At 40.9% G+C, this 24,032-nt stretch carries 21 protein-coding genes, 5 tRNA genes, 1 rRNA gene and 1 other RNA gene; 9 read left to right on the forward strand and 19 right to left on the reverse strand.

The features are described 5' to 3' along the window. Positions 1 to 282: 282 nt before the first annotated feature. From Q7657_RS20430 to Q7657_RS20475, 10 genes are all read right to left on the reverse strand, one after another. Positions 283 to 358: transfer RNA gene (locus Q7657_RS20430), tRNA-Glu, on the reverse strand. Between the two features lie 3 nt (positions 359 to 361). Further along, positions 362 to 437 (reverse strand) — tRNA-Ala (locus tag Q7657_RS20435). A gap of 24 nt (positions 438 to 461) precedes the next feature. Next, positions 462 to 537 (reverse strand) — tRNA-Val (locus Q7657_RS20440). Between the two features lie 29 nt (positions 538 to 566). Continuing rightward, a tRNA-Lys gene (locus Q7657_RS20445) sits at positions 567 to 642 on the reverse strand. Between the two features lie 21 nt (positions 643 to 663). Further along, positions 664 to 739: transfer RNA gene (locus tag Q7657_RS20450), tRNA-Glu, on the reverse strand. A gap of 99 nt (positions 740 to 838) precedes the next feature. Then, positions 839 to 2,390: ribosomal RNA gene (locus Q7657_RS20455) — 16S ribosomal RNA — on the reverse strand. A gap of 369 nt (positions 2,391 to 2,759) precedes the next feature. Then, positions 2,760 to 3,182, reverse strand: a complete 423-nt coding sequence (locus tag Q7657_RS20460; protein WP_107166784.1) for a type IV pilus modification PilV family protein — start codon at positions 3,180 to 3,182, stop codon at positions 2,760 to 2,762. Continuing rightward, on the reverse strand, positions 3,169 to 4,437 hold the full coding sequence (locus Q7657_RS20465; RefSeq protein ID WP_107166785.1) for a hypothetical protein: 1,269 nt from the start codon (positions 4,435 to 4,437) through the stop codon (positions 3,169 to 3,171). The genes Q7657_RS20460 and Q7657_RS20465 overlap by 14 nt, the downstream gene beginning before the upstream one ends. Next, a complete protein-coding gene (locus Q7657_RS20470) occupies positions 4,430 to 5,038 on the reverse strand; it encodes a PilW family protein (protein ID WP_107166786.1) in 609 nt (202 codons plus the stop codon). Before Q7657_RS20470 ends, Q7657_RS20465 begins: the two co-directional genes overlap by 8 nt. Beyond that, complete coding sequence (locus tag Q7657_RS20475) at positions 5,025 to 5,612, reverse strand: GspH/FimT family pseudopilin (RefSeq protein WP_107166787.1); 588 nt, start codon at positions 5,610 to 5,612, stop codon at positions 5,025 to 5,027. The genes Q7657_RS20470 and Q7657_RS20475 overlap by 14 nt, the downstream gene beginning before the upstream one ends. A 132-nt stretch (positions 5,613 to 5,744) precedes the next feature. On the opposite strand from Q7657_RS20475, the gene Q7657_RS20480 reads away from it, so the two are divergent. Then, complete coding sequence (locus Q7657_RS20480; protein ID WP_107166788.1) at positions 5,745 to 6,134, forward strand: type IV pilin protein; 390 nt, start codon at positions 5,745 to 5,747, stop codon at positions 6,132 to 6,134. Between the two features lie 61 nt (positions 6,135 to 6,195). Here Q7657_RS20480 and dnaJ read toward each other — a convergent pair whose 3' ends face one another. The 3 genes from dnaJ to grpE all read right to left on the reverse strand — a co-directional run bounded on the left by dnaJ (position 6,196) and on the right by grpE (position 10,180). Continuing rightward, the gene (gene dnaJ, locus Q7657_RS20485) at positions 6,196 to 7,335 is read right to left on the reverse strand and encodes a molecular chaperone DnaJ (protein WP_498827380.1); all 1,140 of its coding nucleotides are present in this window, start codon (positions 7,333 to 7,335) and stop codon (positions 6,196 to 6,198) included. Positions 7,336 to 7,436: 101 nt separating this feature from the next. Then, on the reverse strand, positions 7,437 to 9,350 hold the full coding sequence (gene dnaK / locus Q7657_RS20490) for a molecular chaperone DnaK (protein WP_053987860.1): 1,914 nt from the start codon (positions 9,348 to 9,350) through the stop codon (positions 7,437 to 7,439). A gap of 215 nt (positions 9,351 to 9,565) precedes the next feature. Next, positions 9,566 to 10,180, reverse strand: a complete 615-nt coding sequence (gene grpE, locus Q7657_RS20495; RefSeq protein ID WP_107166789.1) for a nucleotide exchange factor GrpE — start codon at positions 10,178 to 10,180, stop codon at positions 9,566 to 9,568. 195 nt (positions 10,181 to 10,375) lie between these two features. Here grpE and nadK point away from each other — a divergent pair, with 195 nt between their 5' ends. From nadK to bamE, 3 genes are all read left to right on the forward strand, one after another. Continuing rightward, positions 10,376 to 11,257, forward strand: a complete 882-nt coding sequence (gene nadK / locus Q7657_RS20500) for an NAD(+) kinase (RefSeq protein WP_008988374.1) — start codon at positions 10,376 to 10,378, stop codon at positions 11,255 to 11,257. 169 nt (positions 11,258 to 11,426) lie between these two features. Further along, on the forward strand, positions 11,427 to 13,094 hold the full coding sequence (gene recN / locus Q7657_RS20505; protein WP_107166790.1) for a DNA repair protein RecN: 1,668 nt from the start codon (positions 11,427 to 11,429) through the stop codon (positions 13,092 to 13,094). Between the two features lie 170 nt (positions 13,095 to 13,264). Beyond that, positions 13,265 to 13,621, forward strand: coding sequence for an outer membrane protein assembly factor BamE (gene bamE / locus Q7657_RS20510; protein WP_008988376.1), 357 nt, complete (start codon positions 13,265 to 13,267; stop codon positions 13,619 to 13,621). Between the two features lie 77 nt (positions 13,622 to 13,698). On the opposite strand, the gene Q7657_RS20515 is transcribed toward bamE, so the two are convergent. Next, positions 13,699 to 14,004 (reverse strand): RnfH family protein, encoded by a 306-nt coding sequence (locus Q7657_RS20515; protein ID WP_107166791.1) that lies wholly within the window; start codon positions 14,002 to 14,004, stop codon positions 13,699 to 13,701. After that, complete coding sequence (locus tag Q7657_RS20520; protein ID WP_008988378.1) at positions 13,994 to 14,428, reverse strand: SRPBCC family protein; 435 nt, start codon at positions 14,426 to 14,428, stop codon at positions 13,994 to 13,996. The genes Q7657_RS20515 and Q7657_RS20520 overlap by 11 nt, the downstream gene beginning before the upstream one ends. 204 nt (positions 14,429 to 14,632) lie before the next feature. On the opposite strand from Q7657_RS20520, the gene smpB reads away from it, so the two are divergent. The 5 genes from smpB (at position 14,633) to Q7657_RS20545 (ending at position 21,396) form a co-directional block, all read left to right on the forward strand. Beyond that, entirely contained in the window at positions 14,633 to 15,115 is a 483-nt protein-coding gene (gene smpB, locus Q7657_RS20525) for an SsrA-binding protein SmpB (RefSeq protein WP_008988379.1), read from the forward strand. Between the two features lie 112 nt (positions 15,116 to 15,227). Further along, positions 15,228 to 15,597: a transfer-messenger RNA gene (gene ssrA / locus Q7657_RS20530) on the forward strand. A 165-nt stretch (positions 15,598 to 15,762) separates the two neighbouring features. Further along, entirely contained in the window at positions 15,763 to 17,001 is a 1,239-nt protein-coding gene (locus tag Q7657_RS20535) for an integrase domain-containing protein (protein WP_107166792.1), read from the forward strand. 297 nt (positions 17,002 to 17,298) lie between these two features. Then, positions 17,299 to 18,540: an integrase domain-containing protein gene (locus tag Q7657_RS20540; RefSeq protein WP_107166793.1), complete on the forward strand. Its 1,242-nt coding sequence runs from the start codon at positions 17,299 to 17,301 to the stop codon at positions 18,538 to 18,540. Between the two features lie 273 nt (positions 18,541 to 18,813). Further along, complete coding sequence (locus tag Q7657_RS20545; protein ID WP_107166794.1) at positions 18,814 to 21,396, forward strand: HsdM family class I SAM-dependent methyltransferase; 2,583 nt, start codon at positions 18,814 to 18,816, stop codon at positions 21,394 to 21,396. Positions 21,397 to 21,478: 82 nt separating this feature from the next. Here Q7657_RS20545 and Q7657_RS20550 read toward each other — a convergent pair whose 3' ends face one another. The 4 genes from Q7657_RS20550 to Q7657_RS20565 form a co-directional block, all read right to left on the reverse strand. Next, entirely contained in the window at positions 21,479 to 22,060 is a 582-nt protein-coding gene (locus Q7657_RS20550) for a recombinase family protein (RefSeq protein ID WP_107166795.1), read from the reverse strand. Between the two features lie 171 nt (positions 22,061 to 22,231). Then, complete coding sequence (locus Q7657_RS20555) at positions 22,232 to 23,329, reverse strand: tyrosine-type recombinase/integrase (protein ID WP_107166796.1); 1,098 nt, start codon at positions 23,327 to 23,329, stop codon at positions 22,232 to 22,234. Further along, positions 23,319 to 23,807 (reverse strand): helix-turn-helix domain-containing protein, encoded by a 489-nt coding sequence (locus Q7657_RS20560; protein WP_107166797.1) that lies wholly within the window; start codon positions 23,805 to 23,807, stop codon positions 23,319 to 23,321. The genes Q7657_RS20555 and Q7657_RS20560 overlap by 11 nt, the downstream gene beginning before the upstream one ends. Further along, the gene (locus Q7657_RS20565; protein ID WP_107166798.1) at positions 23,800 to 24,000 is read right to left on the reverse strand and encodes a helix-turn-helix transcriptional regulator; all 201 of its coding nucleotides are present in this window, start codon (positions 23,998 to 24,000) and stop codon (positions 23,800 to 23,802) included. The genes Q7657_RS20560 and Q7657_RS20565 overlap by 8 nt, the downstream gene beginning before the upstream one ends. Between the last annotated feature and the right edge of the window lie 32 nt (positions 24,001 to 24,032).

Here is a 24,032-nt window from a genome sequence, read left to right on the forward strand (position 1 = left end):
AGTATGTTCAAACAACCAAGGTTTATGTCTCTCCTCTTCGATCAAAAAGAGCGAGACGTTGGTTTTTCGCCGGACTCATTGTTTGTCTTCACTTTAAAAAGTGAAAACAAACAACAGACACTTGAATGTGTTTGTTTTTGAGAACTCGTTTTCATCTTTCGATGAAAACTATAAATCAATCTATTCGATTGAATTTACTAGTCAGCTTTCCAGATTGTTAAAGAGCATTGTGTTTCTTTCGAACCACTTTTTAAAGACATTCAAGAGAATGCGTTTAAAGAGTGGCGTCCCGTAGGGGAGTCGAACCCCTGTTACCGCCGTGAAAGGGCGGTGTCCTAGGCCTCTAGACGAACGGGACACATGGTGGAGCTAAGCGGGATCGAACCGCTGACCTCTTCGCTGCCAGCGAAGCGCTCTCCCAGCTGAGCTATAGCCCCAATTTTTACTTCTTAGGGAAGAAGTGGTGGGCGATACCGGGCTCGAACCAGTGACCCCCTCCTTGTAAGGGAGGTGCTCTCCCAACTGAGCTAATCGCCCTCCGATGTTTTACATCTTCGAGGAGAAGATGGTGGGTCGTGCAGGATTCGAACCTGCGACCAATTGATTAAAAGTCAACTGCTCTACCAACTGAGCTAACGACCCAATATTCACTTCAAAGAGAAGTGGCGTCCCGTAGGGGAGTCGAACCCCTGTTACCGCCGTGAAAGGGCGGTGTCCTAGGCCTCTAGACGAACGGGACAATGTTCATACTTACTGTTGTTGGGCAACAATAAGTGGCTCTCTTACATTTTAACCAAGCAATCTGTGTGGACACTGCATTCAACAGTAAGTCTTTAGGTAAGGAGGTGATCCAGCCCCAGGTTCCCCTAGGGCTACCTTGTTACGACTTCACCCCAGTCATGAACCACACCGTGGTAAACGCCCTCCCGAAGGTTAAGCTATCTACTTCTGGTGCAGCCCACTCCCATGGTGTGACGGGCGGTGTGTACAAGGCCCGGGAACGTATTCACCGTGACATTCTGATTCACGATTACTAGCGATTCCGACTTCATGGAGTCGAGTTGCAGACTCCAATCCGGACTACGACGTACTTTATGGGATTCGCTCACTCTCGCGAGTTGGCAGCCCTCTGTATACGCCATTGTAGCACGTGTGTAGCCCTACTCGTAAGGGCCATGATGACTTGACGTCGTCCCCACCTTCCTCCGGTTTATCACCGGCAGTCTCCCTGAAGTTCCCACCCGAAGTGCTGGCAAACAAGGATAAGGGTTGCGCTCGTTGCGGGACTTAACCCAACATTTCACAACACGAGCTGACGACAGCCATGCAGCACCTGTCTCAGAGTTCCCGAAGGCACCAATCCATCTCTGGAAAGTTCTCTGGATGTCAAGAGTAGGTAAGGTTCTTCGCGTTGCATCGAATTAAACCACATGCTCCACCGCTTGTGCGGGCCCCCGTCAATTCATTTGAGTTTTAATCTTGCGACCGTACTCCCCAGGCGGTCTACTTAACGCGTTAGCTCCAAAAGCCACGGCTCAAGGCCACAACCTCCAAGTAGACATCGTTTACGGCGTGGACTACCAGGGTATCTAATCCTGTTTGCTCCCCACGCTTTCGCATCTGAGCGTCAGTCTTTGTCCAGGGGGCCGCCTTCGCCACCGGTATTCCTTCAGATCTCTACGCATTTCACCGCTACACCTGAAATTCTACCCCCCTCTACAAGACTCTAGTCTGCCAGTTCAAAATGCTGTTCCGAGGTTGAGCCCCGGGCTTTCACATCTTGCTTAACAGACCGCCTGCATGCGCTTTACGCCCAGTAATTCCGATTAACGCTCGCACCCTCCGTATTACCGCGGCTGCTGGCACGGAGTTAGCCGGTGCTTCTTCTGTAGGTAACGTCAAACAATGCCGCTATTAACGACACTGCCTTCCTCCCTACTGAAAGTACTTTACAACCCGAAGGCCTTCTTCATACACGCGGCATGGCTGCATCAGGGTTTCCCCCATTGTGCAATATTCCCCACTGCTGCCTCCCGTAGGAGTCTGGACCGTGTCTCAGTTCCAGTGTGGCTGATCATCCTCTCAGACCAGCTAGGGATCGTTGCCTTGGTGAGCCATTACCTCACCAACAAGCTAATCCCACCTGGGCTAATCCTGACGCGAGAGGCCCGAAGGTCCCCCTCTTTGCTCCGAAGAGATTATGCGGTATTAGCTATCGTTTCCAATAGTTATCCCCCACATCAGGGCATATTCCCAGGCATTACTCACCCGTCCGCCGCTCGCCGCCCTTAACGTTCCCCGAAGGTTCAGTTAAGTCGCTGCCGCTCGACTTGCATGTGTTAGGCCTGCCGCCAGCGTTCAATCTGAGCCATGATCAAACTCTTCAATTAAAGTTTTGGTGGCCGCTCTTGTAAAAAGGCGACCGGCTCAATGAATACTGTTAATTCATCATAAATGATGAATGAATTGACTGTGCTGATACCCCTCTTTATATAAAGAAGCGAATCAAATTGGTCACTAGTATCATTGATAAATCTTTTGACTAATCATTCAACGAGTGCCCACACAGATTGCATGGTCAAATTGTTAAAGAACAATACTGACATCAACGCTAGCTAGTGGCTCGCTCCGTGTCAGTGAGGTCGCATTATAGGAATATTTTTTTCGCTGACAATAGATTTTTGACAAAAAAAAATCGTTTGAATAAATTTTATTCAAAACGACTTTTTTAAGTGTTTTTTGGTAAGAATTTAGCCTAGTTAATCGAATTCATTGTATTTGGATATAACTGTATCTAAGCTAACGCTCTGAGTTACATCCCTACGATCTTGCCAACTAACAATGACATTAATCTTCTTAGCACCAGACACAGGCTCGTTATCCATAACTGTAATTTTTCTTGTCATAGTTATTCCAGATATTGATATAGTTTCTGATGGAGTAGTTATTATAGAGTTATATGCTATGGTCCCAGAGCCACCACTTAGAGAACGTGTTTGAAAAAGTTCTAATTTTTTCTCGGCTAAATATAACGCATCCAGTGTTTTTAATGCATTTTCAGACTTCACTTCCATATGAGCCTGCATTTTCACAAGCCCCAGTACTCCAATCGAAAGTACAGCAAGTGAAATCACGACCTCTAATAAACTAAATCCTTCACATGACTTTTTACTGAAAATCATTCCAAGACCCTTCTATCCACCGAGGCTTATTAAAAACTGATAGTGCAAAATCTATAACATCCTTATTATATCTAAAATCTATAGCACTATAAAAAAGAGCACTTTGTCCAACACTATCAAATACTTGACCACCACTAAACCTAAAACTACCTTCTTGATAATATGAAGAATTCAAAAGGTAATCATCGGGTATTACAGAAGATGAGTGTCCAAGCATATTATTAGCATCTAAACCAACCCAAGATGTATCCCCGATTGAATAATCATAATTAAAATGTACTACCATACCTTTTAAACTTTTTGGTAATTCACCTGGTAATTCTGGAGGTGGCTTCATAAACGAAAGTAAACCATCATGGAATACAAGTAGAATACCTTGTGTTTTATCACTTTCTTTAATTAAATCTTTAAATGCGGCAGATTTAATTTCACAATCTCCCTCTATCCATATTCTCTTTTTTTTCGATGAATCTTTAAGTATATTAGTGATTAAATCTCCACACTTTCCTCTATTAGATGAATTTGTAAATAATATTTCAAACTCACCATTATCTCTAATGTCATTATGATCTTTATTTTCAACATTAAAAATTTCTTTAAATGGCGATACCGTTGAGTCTTTTACAAAATCAGCATTAACAAAACCATCATCACTATCATCAAACTTATTTAAATGACTTGGGGCACAATTTTTTGCTTGAGGATCAAATTTAGCAAATGGAGGTTCGCCACCAGGATATACCCCTTTATTATCCATAACAGCAGCATAAAATTTATTTTTATATCTTAATGCAACACATTGCCATCCATCTGTTTCTAAATTACCTGGGTCTGGCGTCATAAAACTAGCACTAGTATGGAAATATAAATCAGCACTGGATCGCATAGCTCCTGATTTTCCAGAACTGCCAGAATTAATCTTTTTTGATATTATCTTTGCAGATACAGAATTAATAGTCTTACTTTGCAAGACTAATTCAGTTGCTGTAATTTGATTTAACTTTAAATCTAACTTACTACTTTTACATTTAACAAAGTCAGTAAAATTATCTTTATTCGCTATATATTCACTAAACCCACACTCCAATCCACCTTCAGATAACCAGTGTGCTTGTCTTGCTAAAACTTCATTCTGCGTACGTTTAATTTGATAAAATAAATTCTTATATGATGCTAATGAAAATAATAAAGCAATAATCAATAACATACTGGTAATTAATAATGTCGTCATTCCTGACTGATTATATTTATTCATTCTTATGCCAATTCCTTGTTTTTATCTGAATCGACTTTTGGGTACTCACTGCAGAGCTTCTTATTTCTGCCGCAAGGGTAATATTAATTAACTGACTAGTCGCTCTAGCTGAACTAATTTCTTCTTCTATAACTTTAAAATCACTTACAGCAATTTGCTTTTCATATAATAATGAAGAAGCTCCACTGATTACACATGCTGTATCTGTTCTTATCTCATTTTTAGAAGAACGATAAACTAATTTTTCATCCTTTTTATTGTACATAACTTCATTATATTTGGGCCCATCTGGAGTATCATAAACATAAGCCAAACAATTAATAGCTGAGCTTACATAAACCGTATTAGCTTTACTAATACCATTAGAAAAAAAAAGTCTTAGAGTATTGTTACCACTAGAGGCATATCCTGCTCGCAATATATCCTCTTTAATCAATCGAAAAGCATCATTAACATCTTGCTGTAACATCAGTTCCAAAGAACGTTTATTTGCAGCATTATGTCCAGATAAAAATACAGAACCCACCATAGCAATAGCTAACAGCCCAACAGCAGATGATATTAATAGTTCAATTAAGCTAAAACCTTTAGCATGTTTCATAACTACCAACCTTATATGTTGGAGAAGAGTTACTTGGAGATACAATACATGTATATATCCGCCCAGTTAAACTATACAAAACAGTTTTAAATTTATATTCACCTAACGAAAATGAATAATGACCATTTGCAGGAAAGCTTTTCGGCTTTCCATATATAGGTTCATAATAAAATTTTTTAGCTCCACCAACAGATGAGAAAGTCGCTAATTTAAAGTTTTGACTATCCACTTTACCAATGACATTATTTGGAAGATCAATACATGTATTAGAATCAGTAGCACTTTCAGAAACAACCAAACACCATTGATTACCAGTGCCAATCAAATGACTAACGTATATATTCCTGCCACGCATAATTGCTTCTGATTTCGCTTGTACTAAAAGCCACTCAACTTCTGTCGCCAGTCGCTTGATTTTGTTGGTTTCAATTAATTGACTAAAACTCGGTGCAGCCATCGCTAACATAATGCTCATCACAGACACAGCTATCACTAATTCCAGCAAAGTAAAACCTCGCTGTTGCTTAGCGATAAAATGTATGTAATGAAAATAGGATGAATTTCCGCGAGCCATTCCTCAAATCCCTTTTAATACAGCTCTTGATCCTTAAGAGCACCTTGATTCATAGATTAACATCAACGCAAAATAGCAAGGATAAGAGAAAAATCAGATATCGATGGGACTCGTAAAATAAAGAGATTAAGGATGATGACTAAACAAAAAGGCGTGACTCTGATCGAAATGTTAATCGTGGTGGCGATTATTGGTGTTATTTCAGCCATTGCTTACCCTTCTTACCAATCTTACGTTTTAAAAGGGCATCGGACTCAAGCAATGGGAGATATGGTAAAAGTACAACTCAATCTTGAAGAGCACTTTACTCAAAATAGTAACTATAACTCCCCTGTCATTAGTGGAAGTACTTGTTCTATTTGTGATAGCGACAACGACCGCTACACATTCAGTCTATCAAGTGCTGCTAATAGTTATACGATTACTGCAACAGCTAAAACAGATAAAGGGCAAGATCAGGACGAATGCGGTAATTTAACTTTAAACCAGAACGGAACTGGTACCCCAGCTGACTGCTGGTAAGCAAATAAAAACAAAAAAGCCGACAATCACGTCGGCTTTTTAAATTCAAAATTAACTAATCTTAGTTAGTTAAATCATCAAAAAACTTCTTCACACCTTTGAAGAAACCTTCTGATTTTGGCTTGTGCTTACTTGCTGCTTTGCCACCAAATGTCTCTTCAAGCTCTTGAAGTAGCTCTTTTTGGCGTGAGCTTAAGTTTACTGGTGTTTCTACCACTAAACGACAAATCAGATCACCCGTCATACCACCGCGAACAGACGTCACACCTTTACCACGCATACGGAACATACGACCTGTTTGAGTTTCAGCTGGAACTTTTAAGTTTACACGACCATCAAGGGTCGGTACTTCAACTTCACCGCCGAGTGCTGCCATCGTAAAGCTTACAGGCACGTCACAATGTAGGTTATTGCCATCACGTTGGAAAATGTTGTGTTCTTTCACATGTACTTGAACGTACAAGTCACCTGCTGGTGCACCAAATTCCCCAGCTTCACCTTCGCCAGTAAGACGGATGCGATCGCCAGTATCAACGCCTGCAGGAATTTTAACGGATAACGTTTTGGTTTCTTCTACACGGCCTTCGCCATGACATTTATCACATGGATCTTTGATGATTTGACCACGACCATGACAGTGTGGACAAGTTTGCTGTACGGCAAAGAAACCTTGACGCATTTGTACTTGGCCTGCGCCATGACAGGTAGTACAGGTTGTTGCTGATGAACCTTTCTTCGAACCAGAACCATCACAACTGTCACAACCAACTAATGTTGGTACACGGATTTCTTTTGAACAACCACGAACAGCTTCTTCTAACGTTAGCTCCATGTTGTAGCGAAGATCTGAACCACGCTGTGCGCGTTGTTGACGACGACCACCGCCACCACCAAAGATATCGCCAAACACATCGCCAAAGATGTCGCTGAAGTCTGCACCGCCGCCGAAGCCGCCGCCACCGCCCATACCACCTTGTTCAAAGGCTGCATGACCATATTGATCGTAAGCCGCGCGCTTTTGGCCATCAGTAAGAATTTCGTAAGCGTATTTCACTTCTTTGAATTTCTCTGCTGATTCCTCATCACCCTGGTTACGGTCTGGGTGGTACTTCATCGCTAAGCGTTTGTATGCCTTTTTGATGTCACGCTCATTTGCGTCACGGGCTACGCCTAGCACTTCATATAAATCACGTTTAGACATAACTTGATTGTCACCTGGCTAGATATATTTACGGGCGTTAGAGTAACCTCAAACGCCCGTAATTTAAATAAGATGTTAATTAATAAGTATTAATTACGTTCTTATTTGTTGTCTTTAACTTCTTCAAACTCAGCATCAACAACGTCGTCGTCTTGCTTAGCTTGTTGCTCACCTGCACCATCAGCTTGTTGAGCTTGTGCTTTCTGTTGAGCGATTTCCATTAGCTTTTGAGAAGCTGCAACTAGAGCTTGTACTTTAGCGTCGATAGCTTCTTTATCTTCGCCTTTACGTGCTTCTTCTAGTTCAGTAACAGCTGCTTCAATTGCGGTTTTGTCGTCAGCTGGAAGTGCGTCACCCGCTTCTTCGATTTGCTTACGTGTACCGTGAATTAGCTGGTCAGCTTGGTTACGTGCAGTTACTAACTCTTCGAACTTCTTATCAGCTTCTTTGTTAGCTTCTGCTTCTTGAACCATTTTCTCGATATCTGCATCGCTTAGACCGCCAGAAGCTTGGATAGTGATCTTCTGCTCTTTACCAGTAGTCTTATCTTTTGCAGATACGTTTAGGATACCATCAGCATCAAGGTCGAAAGTTACTTCGATTTGTGGCATACCACGAGGAGCTGCTTGAATACCTTCTAGGTTGAATTGACCTAGAGACTTGTTGTAGCTCGCTTGCTTACGCTCACCTTGAAGAACGTGGATAGTTACCGCGCTTTGGTTATCTTCAGCAGTAGAGAACACTTGGTTCGCTTTTGTTGGGATAGTTGTGTTCTTCTCGATTAGTTTAGTCATCACGCCACCCATGGTTTCGATACCAAGAGATAGTGGAGTAACGTCTAGAAGTAGAACGTCTTTAACATCACCAGCAAGAACACCACCTTGAACAGCAGCACCTACAGCAACAGCTTCATCAGGGTTCACGTCTTTACGCGCTTCTTTACCAAAGAACTCAGCAACTTTTGCTTGAACCATTGGCATACGAGTTTGACCACCAACTAGGATAACATCAGTGATGTCACCAACAGTTAGGTCAGCATCAGCTAGTGCCACTTTTAGTGGGTCTAGAGAGCGTTGAACTAGGTCTTCAACTAGAGATTCTAGTTTCGCACGCGTCACTTTGATGTTCATGTGCTTAGGACCAGTCGCATCAGCTGTGATGTAAGGTAGGTTTACATCAGTTTGCTGTGCAGAAGATAGTTCGATTTTCGCTTTTTCTGCTGCTTCTTTTAGACGCTGCATAGCAAGTGGATCGTTCTTCAGATCGATACCTTGCTCTTTCTTGAACTCGTCTACTAAGTAGTTGATTAGACGTGTATCGAAGTCTTCACCACCTAGGTGTGTGTCACCGTTTGTTGATAGTACTTCGAAAGTTTTCTCGCCTTCAACTTCATCGATTTCGATGATTGAGATATCGAATGTACCACCACCAAGGTCGTAAACAGCGATAGTGCGATCACCACCTTGCTTATCAAGACCGTAAGCAAGTGCAGCTGCTGTTGGTTCGTTGATGATACGTTTAACGTCTAGACCTGCGATACGACCCGCATCTTTAGTTGCTTGACGTTGTGCGTCGTTGAAGTAAGCAGGAACTGTGATTACCGCGCCAGTTACTGGTTCGCCAAGGAAATCTTCAGCTGTTTTCTTCATTTTCTTCAAGATTTCAGCAGATACTTGAGGAGCAGCCATTTTTTGGCCTTTTGCTTCTACCCATGCATCACCGTTGTCAGCCTTAACGATTTTGTAAGGCATGATTTCGATATCACGCTGAACTTCTTCGTCTTCGAAACGACGACCGATTAGACGCTTGATTGCGAATAGTGTGTTTTCAGGGTTTGTTACTGCCTGACGTTTTGCTGGTTGACCAACTAGCGTTTCACCATCTTGAGTGTATGCAACAACTGATGCTGTTGTACGCTCGCCTTCTGCGTTTTCGATTACACGTGGTTTGTCGCCGTCAAGTACTGCTACACAAGAGTTTGTAGTACCTAAGTCAATACCAATGATTTTACCCATCAGACTATCTCCGAAATTCGTTATATTTACTTGCTACACTCTAGAACGCATTCTGAGTTAGCGGTTCGGGTGTTACCCGTGACAAATATATTTAATGTCTTATGACTACTAAATAAGGTCACTAGAATGCTTTTCAAGGGCAAAATAAAAATATTTTCAAAAAAAATAAAAAAACCCACCGAAGTGGGCTTTTATGCGCTAACAGATAGCAATAATTACGCTTGCGTATTTACGTTACCCGCAGCAGCTTTAGATACCATTACCATCGCTGGACGGATCACACGGCCATTTAGCTCGTAACCTTTTTGCATTACCATCATGACGGTGTTTGGCGCAAACTCAGTACTTTCTTGAATAGCCATCGCTTGGTGGAATTCAGGGTTAAATGCTTCACCTTGTGGATTGATTTGCGTTAAACCAAACTTCGCCACTGTGTCTGTCATTGTTTTTAGCGTCAGCTCAACACCTTCCATCATCGCTTTTGATGATTCATCAGTCTTGTCTGCCATTTCAAGCGCACGCTCAAGGTTATCAATGACTGGCAGTAATTCTTCTGCAAATTTGTTTAATGCATACTTACGTGCTTTATCAATTTCTTGCTCTGAACGACGACGTACATTCTCGCCTTCTGCACGTGCACGCAGTGCCATGTCTTTTGCTTCGTTAGCTTGTGCTTCGCTTGCTAGTAGTGCCGCTTCTAGCTCTGCAATACGCGCTGCGTATAATTCTTCTTCAGATTCAACAAACTCCCCCTCAACAGCTTCAACTTCTACAGCCTCAACTGCATCTTTAAGCTGCTCATCCTGTACATTGTGGTCTTTATTTGTCATGCGTCATTTCTCCGCCAAGATAATAGGGTATGAATTAATCAGTAGCGGTATATTAATATTCGCTACGTTTCAAACAGTCTTGGGCATATTATGGGGATGAAGTTCAATGATTCAACCCAATATTGATAACAAACAGCGACAAGTTTTTTTTTCTAAGGCTATACTGCCCTCACTATCATTTGTTGGAACAAAGAGATGACGCGTATTTTTGAAACCATTGCGTTAATTGGTAAACCACGTAACCCAGATGCCCTACAAACACACATGAGTTTGTATCAATGGTTAGTGGCACAAAATTACACCGTTTTATTAGATCATCGCCTTTCCAATGATCTTGATATACCAGAAGACTGTTTCTACGATTTGCTCACACTTGGGGAAAAAGCCGATCTAGCTATTGTGGTCGGTGGTGATGGCAACATGCTTGGCGCAGCACGTGTACTATCTCGTTTTGATATCTCTGTGATTGGGGTAAACCGTGGCAACCTTGGTTTCTTAACCGATCTTGATCCTGATGATTTTGAAGCACCACTCGCACGCGTGCTAGACGGTGAATTCATAAAAGAAGATCGCTTTTTATTAGAAGCAGAAGTGCATCGTCACGGACAAGTAAAAAGCCGAAACGCCGCATTGAACGAAGCCGTACTGCACCCAGATAAAATCGCTCATATGATTGAGTTTGAAGTTTATATTGATGATAGCTTCGCGTTCTCGCAACGCTCTGATGGTTTAATTATTGCGACACCAACAGGCTCAACAGCCTATTCGCTCTCTGGTGGTGGTCCTATTTTATCACCAAGTTTAAATGCTATTGCGCTTGTACCCATGTTCCCACATACACTGTCATGCCGACCATTAGTGGTAGACGGTGATCGCTGTATTAAACTGCTGGTATCACCCAATAATGGCAGTACATTAGAAGTCAGTTGTGACGGTCAGGTATCTTTACCTGTTAGCCCTGGTGATGAAATTCACATTTACCAAAGCAAAGACAGGTTACAGCTGATCCATCCGAAAGATTACAGCTATTATAATATCTTGCGAGGAAAACTCGGATGGTCTAGCCGCCTCTTCTAAACAATATTCCAATAAAGCCAGTTTCTACACTGGCTTTATTTCTATCTGCATTTCAAAAACTTAATCCAAATCATATTTTTCAGCATATTTCTTCACTCAATACTTTACTGGTTATAGATACAGTATATACTGTATGAAAAAACAGGTGTTGATTTAAACAGGTGAACACATGCTGGCACACATGACAATCTCTAACTTTGCCATTGTTAAAACGCTTCAATTTGAACTTAAACCGGGTATGACCACCATTACAGGTGAAACGGGTGCAGGTAAATCTATTGCTATCGATGCACTGGGTTTATGCCTTGGTGATCGTGCAGAAGCTTCAATGGTTCGTCCGAATGAAGACAAAGCAGAGATCTCTGCCGCTTTCTCATTAGCAAACAACCAAGCTGCACGTCGTTGGTTAGAAGATAACGATTTAATGGATGGTGAAGAGTGTATTTTACGCCGTGTGATCACCAAAGAAGGTCGCTCTCGCGGCTTCATTAATGGCAGCCCTGTTCCAGCATCACAACAAAAAGCATTGGGACAGCTATTGATCAACATTCATGGTCAACATGCCCACCAGCAACTAATGCGTCCTGATTATCAACAGCAAATGCTTGATCAATATGCAGGTCACCACATGCTGTTAGATAAAACACGTGAAACCTACCAACGCTGGCGCCAAGCGCACAACGAGCTAAAACGTCTAACACAAAGTCGTGAAGAGAACGAAGCGCAAAAACAATTACTTCAGTACCAAGTCAAAGAGCTAGATGAATTAGCATTAGGCGAAGAAGAATTTATTGAGATTGAAGAAGAGCATAAACGCCTGTCAAACAGTGGGGAGCTTGCTGTTGCTAGCCAAACAGCACTTTCTGCTCTCTACGACGGTGATGATGGTAATGCATTACAGCTACTGCAAATGGCTTGTCAGCAAGTGTGCAATTTAGGTGAGTACGATAATAACCTAAACACAATCCCACAAATGTTGGAAGAGGCGATCATCCAAGTACAGGAAGCAAGCCAAGAGCTTCGTAGCTACCTTGATAACTTAGATATGGATCCGCATCGCTTGATCTATTTAGAAGAGCGTTTATCAAAAATCATGTCGATGGCACGTAAGCACTACGTAATGCCAAACGAGCTATATCAAAAACATCAAGACTTACTAAAAGAGCTAGAAAACCTTGATTGCAGCGATGAACGCTTAGAAGAAATGGCTGAAAACGTAGAAACATTACGTCAAAAATGCCTCCTTGCCGCAGAGAAACTCAGTAAAAGTCGTCAGCGTTATGCCAAAGAGCTTGATCAAAAGATCTCAGAAAGTATGCATACATTAAGTATGGAGCACGGTGAGTTTTCAATTAACATCACCAGCGATCCAGACCGTATGTTAAGCCCTATTGGTTACGACAGTATCAACTTCTTAGTCTCAACCAACCCAGGTCAACCATTACAGCCTCTAGGCAAAGTCGCATCAGGTGGTGAACTATCACGTATTTCATTGGCGATTCAAGTGATCACGGCTCAAAAAGTAGAAACGCCAAGCCTTATTTTCGATGAAGTCGATGTAGGTATTAGTGGCCCAACAGCCGCTATCGTTGGCAAGATGCTGCGTACGCTAGGCGAATCAACCCAAGTCATGTGTGTAACTCACTTACCGCAGGTCGCTGGCTGTGGTCATCAACAAATGTTTGTAGCAAAGAAAACGTCAGAAGGACAAACTGAAACCAATATGCGTCCATTAACAGAAGATGATCGTGTAGCAGAGCTTGCTCGCCTACTCGGTGGTAGTGAAATTACTGAACGCACATTGGCAAATGCAAAAGAGTTATTGATTGCGGCTTGATTAAGTTTCGCTTATTTAGCGGTTATGAAATAAACTAAGAGACAGATGCAACTATTACGAGAAGTAATAGTCGAATATCAAAATTATTTACTTTTTTTCTTTACCGCTTTTTACTTCTGCATAGACCTTGTTTATCATCGCAGCAGTTAAAGCTAAAAAGCCAGGATGCTATGACTTGGAAAAACATTGCAGCCCTAACCCTAGCGTTAGGCTTACTTAGTGGCTGTTCAATCGCAGAACGTTTGGTCTATCGCATTGATATCGACCAAGGCAACTACGTAGAACAAAAAAGTGTAGATATGCTTCGTGTCGGCATGACTAAAGCGCAAGTTCAATATGTACTGGGCACTCCTATGTTAGTAGACCCAAGTTACCCTGATACATGGAACTATATCTTCTACGAACAAAACGGCCATGACAAACCGATCCAGAAGAATTTGATCTTAACATTCAACCCACAAGCACAACTTGTGAGTATGAAAGGAGATTACAAACAAAGCCCTCAATTTTTAACACCAATTAATTAATGGTTTTGTTCTTGTCATAACAAAAAAGCTCGCCAATGCGAGCTTTTTTTATATTCAAACTTTAACCATTAGTGCTTCTATTCAGCATTAAGTTTAGCTTGCTCAGCACGTTTACGACGGATCTCACGAGGATCGGCCACTAACGGACGATAGATCTCAATTCTATCCCCTTCTCTTGCTGTGCTGTCTAATTTTACATTACGACTATATATCCCGACTTTATTTTTCTTTAAGTCAATCTCAGGATACATAGCTAAAATGCCAGATTGTTCAATAATTTCCTGTATCGGCGTATCAGCAACAACAGCTAACTTTAAAACTCGCTGTGCATTAGGTAATGCGTAAACAACCTCAACATGGATTAGCGATTGATCAGAATGCATAAATTTCTTTTGCTCGTTGAGTGAATGCCTGAACCATATTACTGGTCAAGTCGCGGAAAATCTTACCAAAAGCTGCATCAATTAAGCCGCTGGTAAATTCAAATTCTAAATTCAATTCGATCTTACATGCCGTAGCGTCAAGCTCAGTAAAAGTCCAACCACCGACAAGTTTACGGAAAGGGCCATCCACTAGCTGCATGTTGATCTGATTAAAATCAACCAGCTTATTATGCGTCACAAATGTTTTACGGATACCGGCTTTTGATACATCAACCGACGCCATCATATGATCGGCTGAGCTCTCTATAATTTTACTGCCAGCACATCCCGGTAAGAACGCAGGATAGGATTCAACATCATTGACCAATTCAAACATTTGCTGGGCACTAAACGGAACAAGTGCAGAGCGACTAATCTGCGGCATAGCTTCTCCTTCATCGAACAGAATGCCTCTGCGACGCATTGCAACTACGCAACAGAGACGCAACTATAATACCATTAGTCGTCAATCTACCAAAATAGCTATTGTTACCGCCAACAATTATGATAAGTTCAATAACTTATTCGACCATGCACAGCATTATTTGCTGCTGACTTGGGACAGCAACACTGACTTTAAGAGGTCATCATGGCTAAAAAACCAAACAAAAAGCCAGGCAGTAATACTATTGCCAAAAATAAAACTGCACGCTTTGAATTTGCAATTAATGACGAATACGAAGCAGGCATGCAACTTCAAGGTTGGGAAGTAAAAGCGATCCGTGACGGTAAAGTAAACATGACAGAAAGTTATGTATTCTTACGTAATGGCGAAGCCTTTATCTCTGGTTTAACCATCACACCACTGAATGCCGCATCAACGCACGTCGTCGCTGATCCGACACGTACACGTAAGCTACTACTGAATCGTCGTGAAATAGATAAATTAGCAGGTGCTGTAAACCGTGATGGTGAAACCATTATTGCACTTAACATGTACTGGAAAGCCTCTTTTGTGAAGATCAAAATCGGTACAGCACGTGGTAAGAAATTGCACGATAAACGTGCCGACAGCAAAGCTAAAGATTGGCAACGCGATAAAGCACGTATACTTAAAAGCAGCAATCGCTAGAAATTATTCGTTACAGCAGATTAGCATTTGATTACTAATCAATCGTTTGGGCTTTTATAGTATATATATCTATTGACCCCCTCAAAGAATCTGCTAACATCGATCGAACTCTGGGGCTGATTTAGGATTCGACAGGATCACGAAGGCTTGTGGAGCATGCCGAGGTGCGGTTGGCCTCGTAAAAAAGCCGCAAAAAAATAGTCGCAAACGACGAAAACTACGCACTAGCAGCTTAATACCCTGCTAAGAGCGCTCCTGCCCTAGCTTCCGCTTGTAAGACGGGGAATAACAGGGGTTCAAACCCAAACAAGATAGCGAGGGAACCTTTGACTAGAGAGGTGAACCGCGAAATAGAATTCTGGTATGTATTTGCATAGCGTGTCTGTTCGCAGTGCACTTACGAGATTAAAGACAGACTAAGCATGTAGCGCCATTGGTTAGACTGGTTTTGGACGCGGGTTCAAATCCCGCCAGCTCCACCAAATTCGTATACGAAGACATCCTAGGATGTCCTAAAAGCCCCCTAAACCATTGGTTTAGAGGGCTTTTTTGTATCTGTAAGATTCTAAGACGTCCAGTAGCATCTTTGATTTATAGGTACACCAATGGGTACACTGCTATAACGATGTTTATTTGGTGTACCCATTATGGCAAAAGTAACTACTCGGCTTACCGATAAAGAAATCAAATCAGCAAAAGCAGCAGACAAAGAATACAATCTATTTGACGGTGGAGGTCTTAGGCTTCGAGTCAAACCAAATGGTGCAAAACATTGGCTGTTAAACTACTACCGCCCCAATAGCAAAAAGCGGGCAAACCTAAGTCTAGGTAAATACCCCGATCTCTCACTCGCTATCGCCCGTAAGCTATCTCAAGAAGCGCGTGAACTCCTCGCCCAAAATATCGACCCTCAAGAAGATAAGAAACGAAAACAACAAGAACATAAAATCATTCATCAACACACTTTGCTTAATATCGCTAAAGAATGGTTTGAAATTAAGCAAGGTGACATTACGCCTGACTATGCTGTTGATATATGGCGTTCACTTGAGCTACACATCTTCCCCAACCTATCAAATACACTAATTAAAGACATCACTGCGCCTTTGATCATTGAACAACTCAAACCGATTGAAGCAAAAGGTAGTCTCGAAACGGTGAAACGATTAGCACAGCGTTTAAATGAGATTATGGATTTTGCGACCAACTGTGGTTTAGTTACTGCGAACCCATTAACAGGTATTAAAGCTGCTTTCAAAAAGCCTAAAAAAGAAAACATGGCATCATTAAAACCTAATGAATTACCTGAACTCATTAATGCGATTGCTTATGCCAGTATCAAACGAACTACACGCTGCTTAATTGAGTGGCAATTACATACTATGACACGACCATCTGAAGCGGCAGGAACTCGCTGGGATGAAATAGACCTAGAGACTAAAATATGGACTATTCCACCAGCTCGCATAAAAAAACGTCGTAAACACCGTATTCCACTAACAGAACAAGCTATCACCCTATTGGAAATAATGAAGCCCATTAGTCAACATCGGGAATTTGTTTTCCCAGCAGACAGAAATCCGAAAAAGCCATGTAATAGCCAAACGGCAAACATGGCATTAAAGAGAATGGGATTTGCAGGAAGGTTGGTGAGTCATGGCTTGCGATCACTTGCAAGTACGACACTTAACGAACAAGGTTTTGAAGCTGATTTGGTAGAAGCTGCATTAGCACACGTTGATGATAACCAAGTGCGCAGTGCTTATAACCGCACAGATTATTTGGAAAGACGTATTCCAATGATGGTTTGGTGGAGTGGGCATATAGAAGCAGCCGCATTGGGCAGTCTATCTATTACAGGTACTAAACAGTTAAAAGTGATTTAATACGATTGTTTAGTCTCACACGAGGCTAAACAATTCCTTCATCAATTCTTCCATTACCACCTCACAAGCGCTTACAAAACAACCAAACAGTAACATCAGTCAAAAATAAACAGACGAGAGTTCAACTCCCAAAATACACTAACAACATAATCCAATAACGTCCAACCACATCCAGCTACGTCTTAACAAAAAAATAAAAATACTTAAAAACATAAACTTAAAACAACAAGGCACATATTAACTCTATGTTTAGACGGGTACACCATAAAATCAATCACACAAAATGGTGTACCTATTATGGCTAAAATAACAACTCGACTAAGCGATAAAGAAATCAAAGCAGCAAAGCCAAAAGAGAAAGAATATATGCTCTCTGATGGTGACGGATTACGGGTAAGAGTAAAGCCTAATGGTTCAAAACTATGGCTACTTAATTACACTCACCCAATAAAACGCAAACGCACTAATTTTGGATTAGGAAAATACCCTGAGCTGTCACTTGCTAATGCGCGAAAAATCGCTTTAGATGCGAAAGCACTTATCGCTCAAGGCATCGACCCACAAGAGAATAAGAAACAGCAGCAGCAAGAACAACAAGCTACCCACCAGCATACTTTGTTTAATGTGTCTAAAGAGTGGTTTGCTATCAAACAAGATGACATCACAGCTAATCATGCTACCGACATATGGCGTTCACTTGAGCGACATATCTTTCCTAGCTTGGCAAATACACCCGTTAAAGCAATTACCGCCCCAATGGTTATTAAGTTGCTAAAGCCTATCGAGGCTAGAGGTAGCCTTGAAACCGTAAAACGATTAGCTCAGCGTTTAAATGAAATAATGGATTTTGCAACCAACTGTGGCTTAGTTACTGCGAACCCACTAACGGGCATTAAAGCTGCATTCAAAAAGCCGAAAAAAGAAAACATGGCTACCCTACAACCTAGTGAGTTACCCGAACTCATTAATGCCATTGCTAACGCCAGTATCAAACGTATCACTCGTTGTTTAATAGAGTGGCAGTTACATACCATGACGCGTCCGTCAGAGGCTGCAGGCGCTCGCTGGGAGGAAATAGATTTAGAAGCAAAAGTATGGACTATTCCACCAGCAAGAATGAAAAAACGTCGTGAGCATCGTATTCCATTAACTGAACAAGCTATTGCCCTATTGGAAATAATGAAACCAATTAGTGGGCATCGAGAGTTTGTGTTCCCATCAGATAGAGACCCATTAAAGTCGTGTAATAACCAAACCGTAAATATGGCGCTTAAACGCATGGGATTTGCTGGACGTTTGGTTGGTCACGGCCTACGCTCGCTGGCGAGTACCACACTCAATGAGCAAGGTTTTGACAAAGATTTAATTGAAGCGGCCCTAGCACATGTGGATGACAATCAGGTTCGAAGTGCCTATAACCGCACAGACTACCTAGAGCGTCGTCGCCCAATGATGTGCTGGTGGAGTGGGTACATTGAAGAAGCAGCTAAAGGAAAGCTATCGATTACAGGTACTTTAGCGTTAAAAGCTGTCATTTAACTGTACTAAAACCACCAGCACTGCTGGTGGTGCTCTCAGCCCAGCCAGCATACTTCTGGACATTTCCGAGTTACTCCCCGTACAGCCCTCTGTACTATTTGCATTATCTGAAGTACGGAAATGAAGTCGAAAAACTTAGTATGTTCATTATTCCTACTTAGCGACTCATAATTGATTGGTCCGCAGTTCAAGTCTGCGAGGGCTGTAATAATTCTTACACTGCGCTGTAGGTTCTTGTATGATGTGACTAAATCAATAACTGATGAAGTTAACATGCAATATACATTAAACTGCCCTGTTAGGGGTAGACTAAAAGTCGAGAAAAAAGTTCGAGGCGGGCTTACTCCCGATGAAGAATTTTACAGAGTTGAAGCCTTAAATTATCTAGTAAAACAAGGTTATTGCCCTGAAAATATTAAAATCGAACAGGTAGTAAAAAAGTTTGGTAGTGGCGGAAAAAATAGTTTCCGCTGTGATTTCGCTGTACTTGATGTCCCAGTAAGCACGTTAAGTACCTCATCGATTGACGAGGTATTAGAGCATGCAATTATTTTAGGAGAAGTCAAAAGAGATAATAATAAATCCGATTATGTGAAAAACACTCAGGTTAAACCTATGCTTGACTTCGCTAGTCGAACTGATTGCTTAGGTATTTACTGGGACAATGTTGAACATAAACTATTTTGGCGAACTTATGAGCACGGTAGGCACTGGACACATGAAGGACCTATAAAGTATTTACCTAAAAATGGTATGAAACTGAATGCCAAGCCATTAGTTTATAATGACCTTGTTGAGTCTGATGACTTGATCGGACTATTTGAGCGGATTGAGGATTCATTACACCAAGGAGCTTACGGTCCAGAAAAAAGATATGAAATAATTCTGCAACTATTATTAGCGAAGATTTACGATGAGTTATCGAAAAAAAGCTCTAAAGAAGAATTAAGCTTTCAAGATTTTACATCTCTATCTATGATTCCCTCTATTGCGCTAAAAAATATTAATAATGTATTAAAAGAGGCTGTAGAATATTACGAGCATCATTTACCCAAAAAGATACCAGTTAGTCTTCCAATATCAGATGACAAACTAGTTGAAGTGGCTAGTATTCTAGCTCCTGTAAAAGTAACAGGTTCAAATCGTGATGTCGTGCAAACTTTTTATATGAAGTTTGCAAAAGATTTATATAAATGGGATTTAGCACAATACTTTACCCCAACACAAGTAACTGACTTTATCGTTGAGTTACTTAATCCCGGTTTTGGAGAGCATGTGGTTGATCCTGCCTGTGGAAGTGCAGACTTCCTTGTTGGTTCATTTCATTATATGCGAAAAAAAAATCCACACTGTGCAGATCAAATTTGGGGGTTCGATAACTCGGAAAATGCCGTGCAAGTGTCAGTACTAAATATGGTATTGAACGGAGATGGAAAAACTAACATTAAAATGGCGGACTCCCTAGAGTCAGTTAATACTAATTTAAATCGCTATAGTGTTGTAATGTGTAACCCACCTTTTGGCGTTAGGATTAAAGAGAAAAGAGTAAATGTATTAAATAACTTTGATCTTGGCCATGTGTGGACTGAAACAGAAAGTGGTTATAAAAAATCAGAAAATAAGCTATTAGACGACCAAGAGTGCGGAATTCTTTTTGCTGAGCTTTGTGTGAAAATATGTAATTCTGAGAAAAGTGGTCGAATCGGACTCATTCTTCCAAATGGGTATTTAGGTAACCGCTCTTTAAAATATAAAGTATTTAGAGATTGGTTATTGAGACATACTAGAATATGTTCAGTAATTGGCTTCCCTAGATTTACATTTAAGTCTTCTGGTGCTGATGTTAGCGCAAGCGTTTTAATCCTTGAAAAACGTCAAATACCATTGGCCTCTGTTCATGATTCTGAGGGATATAATGTTTCCTTTAATATCATAAATAATGTGGGATGGGATGCTGGTACGACTAAAGGCGGACCAATTTATCACCGTGATTCTTCAGATGGTACATTTATTGTTGGCGATGATGGAAAACTACAAATAAATTCTGATTTTGAGTGTGTTATTGATGAAATTAGACATAGTATGGCTGCTGATGATTTCTCTTGGTTAACCAAAGGGATTGATATTGATAAAGGCAAAAGCGGCTGGACTGTTGATATTGAAAACATACTGAATGACTCAGAGTTAACAATTGATCCTAAGCATCACTGTCAAAAGCGGATGCAACTCATTGATGCTTACATGGAGCGCAATTATGTGAATCTAGGAGATATTGTCGACTTTTATGATCAAAGAGTTGATACAAGATATAACCCAGTAAAAATGAAAAGAGATAAAAAATATGGGTATGTCGATATCAGCCATATTGGTCAAGGTGATTATGAAGCAAAAATAATGCGAGGTTGGCAATTGCCAGATCGAGCCAAACACTTTGCATCAGAGGGCGACATTTATTTTGGTGCCATTTGGAGCAGTGTTGATAAATGGTGCTATGTTGGAAAAAATGATGGTAACATTGTTGTTACTAATGGCTGTTTAAGATTCCGACTAAAAAGTGGAAAAGAAGATTACCTTCAACACTTAGTTGCATTTATGTGTACAGAAGGGTGGACAAGCCAATTAAGAGGGGTTGCTCGAGGGTCTGATGGTTTAGCTGAAATATCTGTTCAGGATGCAAAAAAAATAATCATCCCAATTATTGAAGATGAAGATGCGATAAATAAAATAAAACCCTTCGTTGAATTCTTAAAGAGTGGTCGTCTAACACTTAAAGATATGGTTACAGGTATGATTAATGAAGGTGAGCTTAATATTGACATACCTCAAAAACGAGGTAGTCATATTGAATTAGTTTAGGTAAACATTAGGCGGGTTTTAAATCCGCCTAATTTATTTCTCAACATATAGATCAGTATAAATTATTATTTCCCCCTACTAGCTAACTATTCGGGTTAGGCTTGTTCCAATGTCGTTTTACCGTAGCTATTCCAATACCCAGCGCTTCGGCTACCTTAGATTGAGACAATCCTTCGGCTTTCTTCACTTGTACCAAAAGAGTAGTGTCATGAGCCTCTGGTCTACCAAGCTTTTTCCCTTGAACTTTAGCTCGTTCAATCCCTTCTTTAGTACGCTCTCTTATTCTATTCCGTTCAAACTCAGCAAAGGCGGCAAACATTTGTAGCATTAGCTTTCCTTCGGCACTAGATAAATCCGCAACAGGTAAATCTAAGCAAACGACCTTAACCCCTTTTTGGGTTAATAAATTAATCGTATTTTGAACATCAATATTGTCACGCCCTAAACGGTCTAATTTCAAAACAACTAACATATCACCCGCTTCCATTTGGTGATTAATAAGCATTTTAAATTGATCTCGTTTCATTGCTTCGACTGAGCCTGAAACCGTTTCACTCACTACGCGTGAATCTGAAACGTCATAACCTTTTTGACGAATGGCAATTATTTGGTTTTGTGTTGTTTGTTCTGTTGTTGATACTCGACAATAAGCAAAAGTACGCATCTTCGTTAAATCCCCTCCAAACTGGCATCATAAATTATGGTATCATCTAAATAAGGTATCACAAATGATTTACCCTATATTTTTGATACCACATTAAGTAATAAAAAACTGGTATCAATAAACGGATGTTTTTTGATACCAGCTTAACTATGTCTTTTTAACAGGCTTTATTTATTTCCCCATCATTTTTTGAAACTGCATAAACTGCTTGAACTGCTCCTCCATATCAGAAGAAGTACCTTCTGCTGGTTTAGCTAGTTTCCGTAATAACTCAGCTTGCTTGTAATCAGGTACATCACCGTAGCTATAAAAACTAGTCAGCACACTTTCATGCCCTAAGTTTTGACTCCATGCCTTGAACTCTTCCGGTGTTCGACAAAGCCGCTCGCCCAATCGCACCAAAGTGTTTCGGAAACTATGAGGATTAAAGTAAGGTAACCCAGCAGCTTCAAAGGCTTGTGCAAAAGATTTGCGGATTGGGTTCGCATTGCTCCAATGTTCTTCAAGTAAACCAATCGCCTCAAACTGCTGGTTAGCGTTATGTGCCAACTTAGTTTTGGGAAACAACGGCGAGTTTTGCTTGAAACCTAACTCCTGCACCAAATAATCAACCCATTCACTCAAAATCCTTAGTGGCAGCTCGCCTACAGGAAAAAAGTATGTTGTAAATGTTTTACTGAACTTTGTATTCACATCCCTTGCGTCCTGATAAAAGCTTTGTTCAACAAGGTCAATATGCTTTATCTTTGCAGAGGCAACCGCTCCGTCTCGTGCACCAGTTAAGATCACGAAAGCCATTAAAGCTCTATCGCGCATCTCAATGGCCGTCGAGCAAGGCATACCTTCCAAGGTTTGCATGACCTGCTCAACCGTGGCCACATTTCTTTTGCGCTTTGTATTGGCGATACGAGTATCTTTTTCTGACAAGTTAAAATACTCAATATCACTGTAATTGATTTTTACTCGGTATCCTTTCTGCGTAACCAAATATTGGAAGAACGCCTTCAAGTGACGAGTTGCTGTCAGCACAGTTGCTTTGCTTAATACTTCACCTGTCACAATGGACTTTTTGCCTAGCAGGTGCTTCTTAAAACCAATAGCGTGCTTCGCCCTAAACTTATTAAAATCAACATAACCAGTATATTCCTCGAAGCGATTAACTGACTTAAGAACACCATCAATTGTTGAATCATCTAAGCGCTTAGCTTCCTTTAAATACTTGGTAAACTCATAGATAATTCGCGCATTATTTGTACTATTACTTTTCATCACTAAAAACTCCATTGAAAGGACAATTTAAGAGGCTTTGTCCTCTTAGGATTATGTGTTTTTCAGCTATCGGTAATTTCCCCTTGAGTTCAAGCCAGATGTCATTCACATTTCTCCAAGAAACGTACTTATTCATTCTGCACCCGCACTCTTCACACATGCCTGTCATGTGAGCCATTCCCGCAGGTTTAGCAATAAATAGCACTGATTCAATACTTGGTTTCATTGGTTGTTTACATCGAAAACAACACATCTCATGATTCTCGCAGTCGAACATAATTGCTCTGCGCTTTTGTTTAAAGTGAACCTTCAAATCGGCACCATTTATTAATAGTGGGCGTTTTTTGTCGGCTACAGGTAAACCAACACGAATCCAATTACGCACTGTTTTAGGATCGACTTCTAGCTTTTCACTAATATCAATAACGGTATAATTGCGATTGCTTTTTATACGATTAAGAGGGTTGCGTTTAGTCATTATCAACCGCCTTAGATGCAGAAACGCAAGCATCAAGCCACAATTCAACATCAGCTTCTAACCAGCCAACAGCACGCTCACCTAGTGAGATTGACTGCGGAAAGCTTCCTTTGGACATACGCAAGTAGATAGTGCTGCGAGATAGGCCCGTCATCTCTTTCACTTCAGGTAATCGAATAATTCGTTGGGACATAAAAAAACCTCTTGGTTACTTGTTGGATGACC

This window comes from Candidatus Photobacterium acropomis, from assembly GCF_030685555.1.
Taxonomy (GTDB): Bacteria; Pseudomonadota; Gammaproteobacteria; order Enterobacterales; family Vibrionaceae; genus Photobacterium; species Photobacterium lucens.

Coding starts and splice junctions, on each gene's coding strand:
- Q7657_RS20555 (WP_107166796.1), bottom strand. CDS start 23,329: ATGAAAAGTAATAGTACAAATAATGCGCGAATTATCTATGAGTTTACC.
- Q7657_RS20560 (WP_107166797.1), bottom strand. CDS start 23,807: ATGACTAAACGCAACCCTCTTAATCGTATAAAAAGCAATCGCAATTAT.
- Q7657_RS20545 (WP_107166794.1), top strand. CDS start 18,814: ATGCAATATACATTAAACTGCCCTGTTAGGGGTAGACTAAAAGTCGAG.
- dnaK (WP_053987860.1), bottom strand. CDS start 9,350: ATGGGTAAAATCATTGGTATTGACTTAGGTACTACAAACTCTTGTGTA.
- Q7657_RS20520 (WP_008988378.1), bottom strand. CDS start 14,428: ATGCCGCAGATTAGTCGCTCTGCACTTGTTCCGTTTAGTGCCCAGCAA.
- recN (WP_107166790.1), top strand. CDS start 11,427: ATGCTGGCACACATGACAATCTCTAACTTTGCCATTGTTAAAACGCTT.
- Q7657_RS20515 (WP_107166791.1), bottom strand. CDS start 14,004: ATGCATTCTGATCAATCGCTAATCCATGTTGAGGTTGTTTACGCATTA.
- Q7657_RS20460 (WP_107166784.1), bottom strand. CDS start 3,182: ATGATTTTCAGTAAAAAGTCATGTGAAGGATTTAGTTTATTAGAGGTC.
- Q7657_RS20470 (WP_107166786.1), bottom strand. CDS start 5,038: ATGAAACATGCTAAAGGTTTTAGCTTAATTGAACTATTAATATCATCT.
- Q7657_RS20475 (WP_107166787.1), bottom strand. CDS start 5,612: ATGGCTCGCGGAAATTCATCCTATTTTCATTACATACATTTTATCGCT.
- nadK (WP_008988374.1), top strand. CDS start 10,376: ATGACGCGTATTTTTGAAACCATTGCGTTAATTGGTAAACCACGTAAC.
- Q7657_RS20465 (WP_107166785.1), bottom strand. CDS start 4,437: ATGAATAAATATAATCAGTCAGGAATGACGACATTATTAATTACCAGT.
- dnaJ (WP_498827380.1), bottom strand. CDS start 7,335: ATGTCTAAACGTGATTTATATGAAGTGCTAGGCGTAGCCCGTGACGCA.
- Q7657_RS20535 (WP_107166792.1), top strand. CDS start 15,763: ATGGCAAAAGTAACTACTCGGCTTACCGATAAAGAAATCAAATCAGCA.
- smpB (WP_008988379.1), top strand. CDS start 14,633: ATGGCTAAAAAACCAAACAAAAAGCCAGGCAGTAATACTATTGCCAAA.
- grpE (WP_107166789.1), bottom strand. CDS start 10,180: ATGACAAATAAAGACCACAATGTACAGGATGAGCAGCTTAAAGATGCA.
- bamE (WP_008988376.1), top strand. CDS start 13,265: ATGACTTGGAAAAACATTGCAGCCCTAACCCTAGCGTTAGGCTTACTT.
- Q7657_RS20565 (WP_107166798.1), bottom strand. CDS start 24,000: ATGTCCCAACGAATTATTCGATTACCTGAAGTGAAAGAGATGACGGGC.
- Q7657_RS20550 (WP_107166795.1), bottom strand. CDS start 22,060: ATGCGTACTTTTGCTTATTGTCGAGTATCAACAACAGAACAAACAACA.
- Q7657_RS20540 (WP_107166793.1), top strand. CDS start 17,299: ATGGCTAAAATAACAACTCGACTAAGCGATAAAGAAATCAAAGCAGCA.
- Q7657_RS20480 (WP_107166788.1), top strand. CDS start 5,745: ATGATGACTAAACAAAAAGGCGTGACTCTGATCGAAATGTTAATCGTG.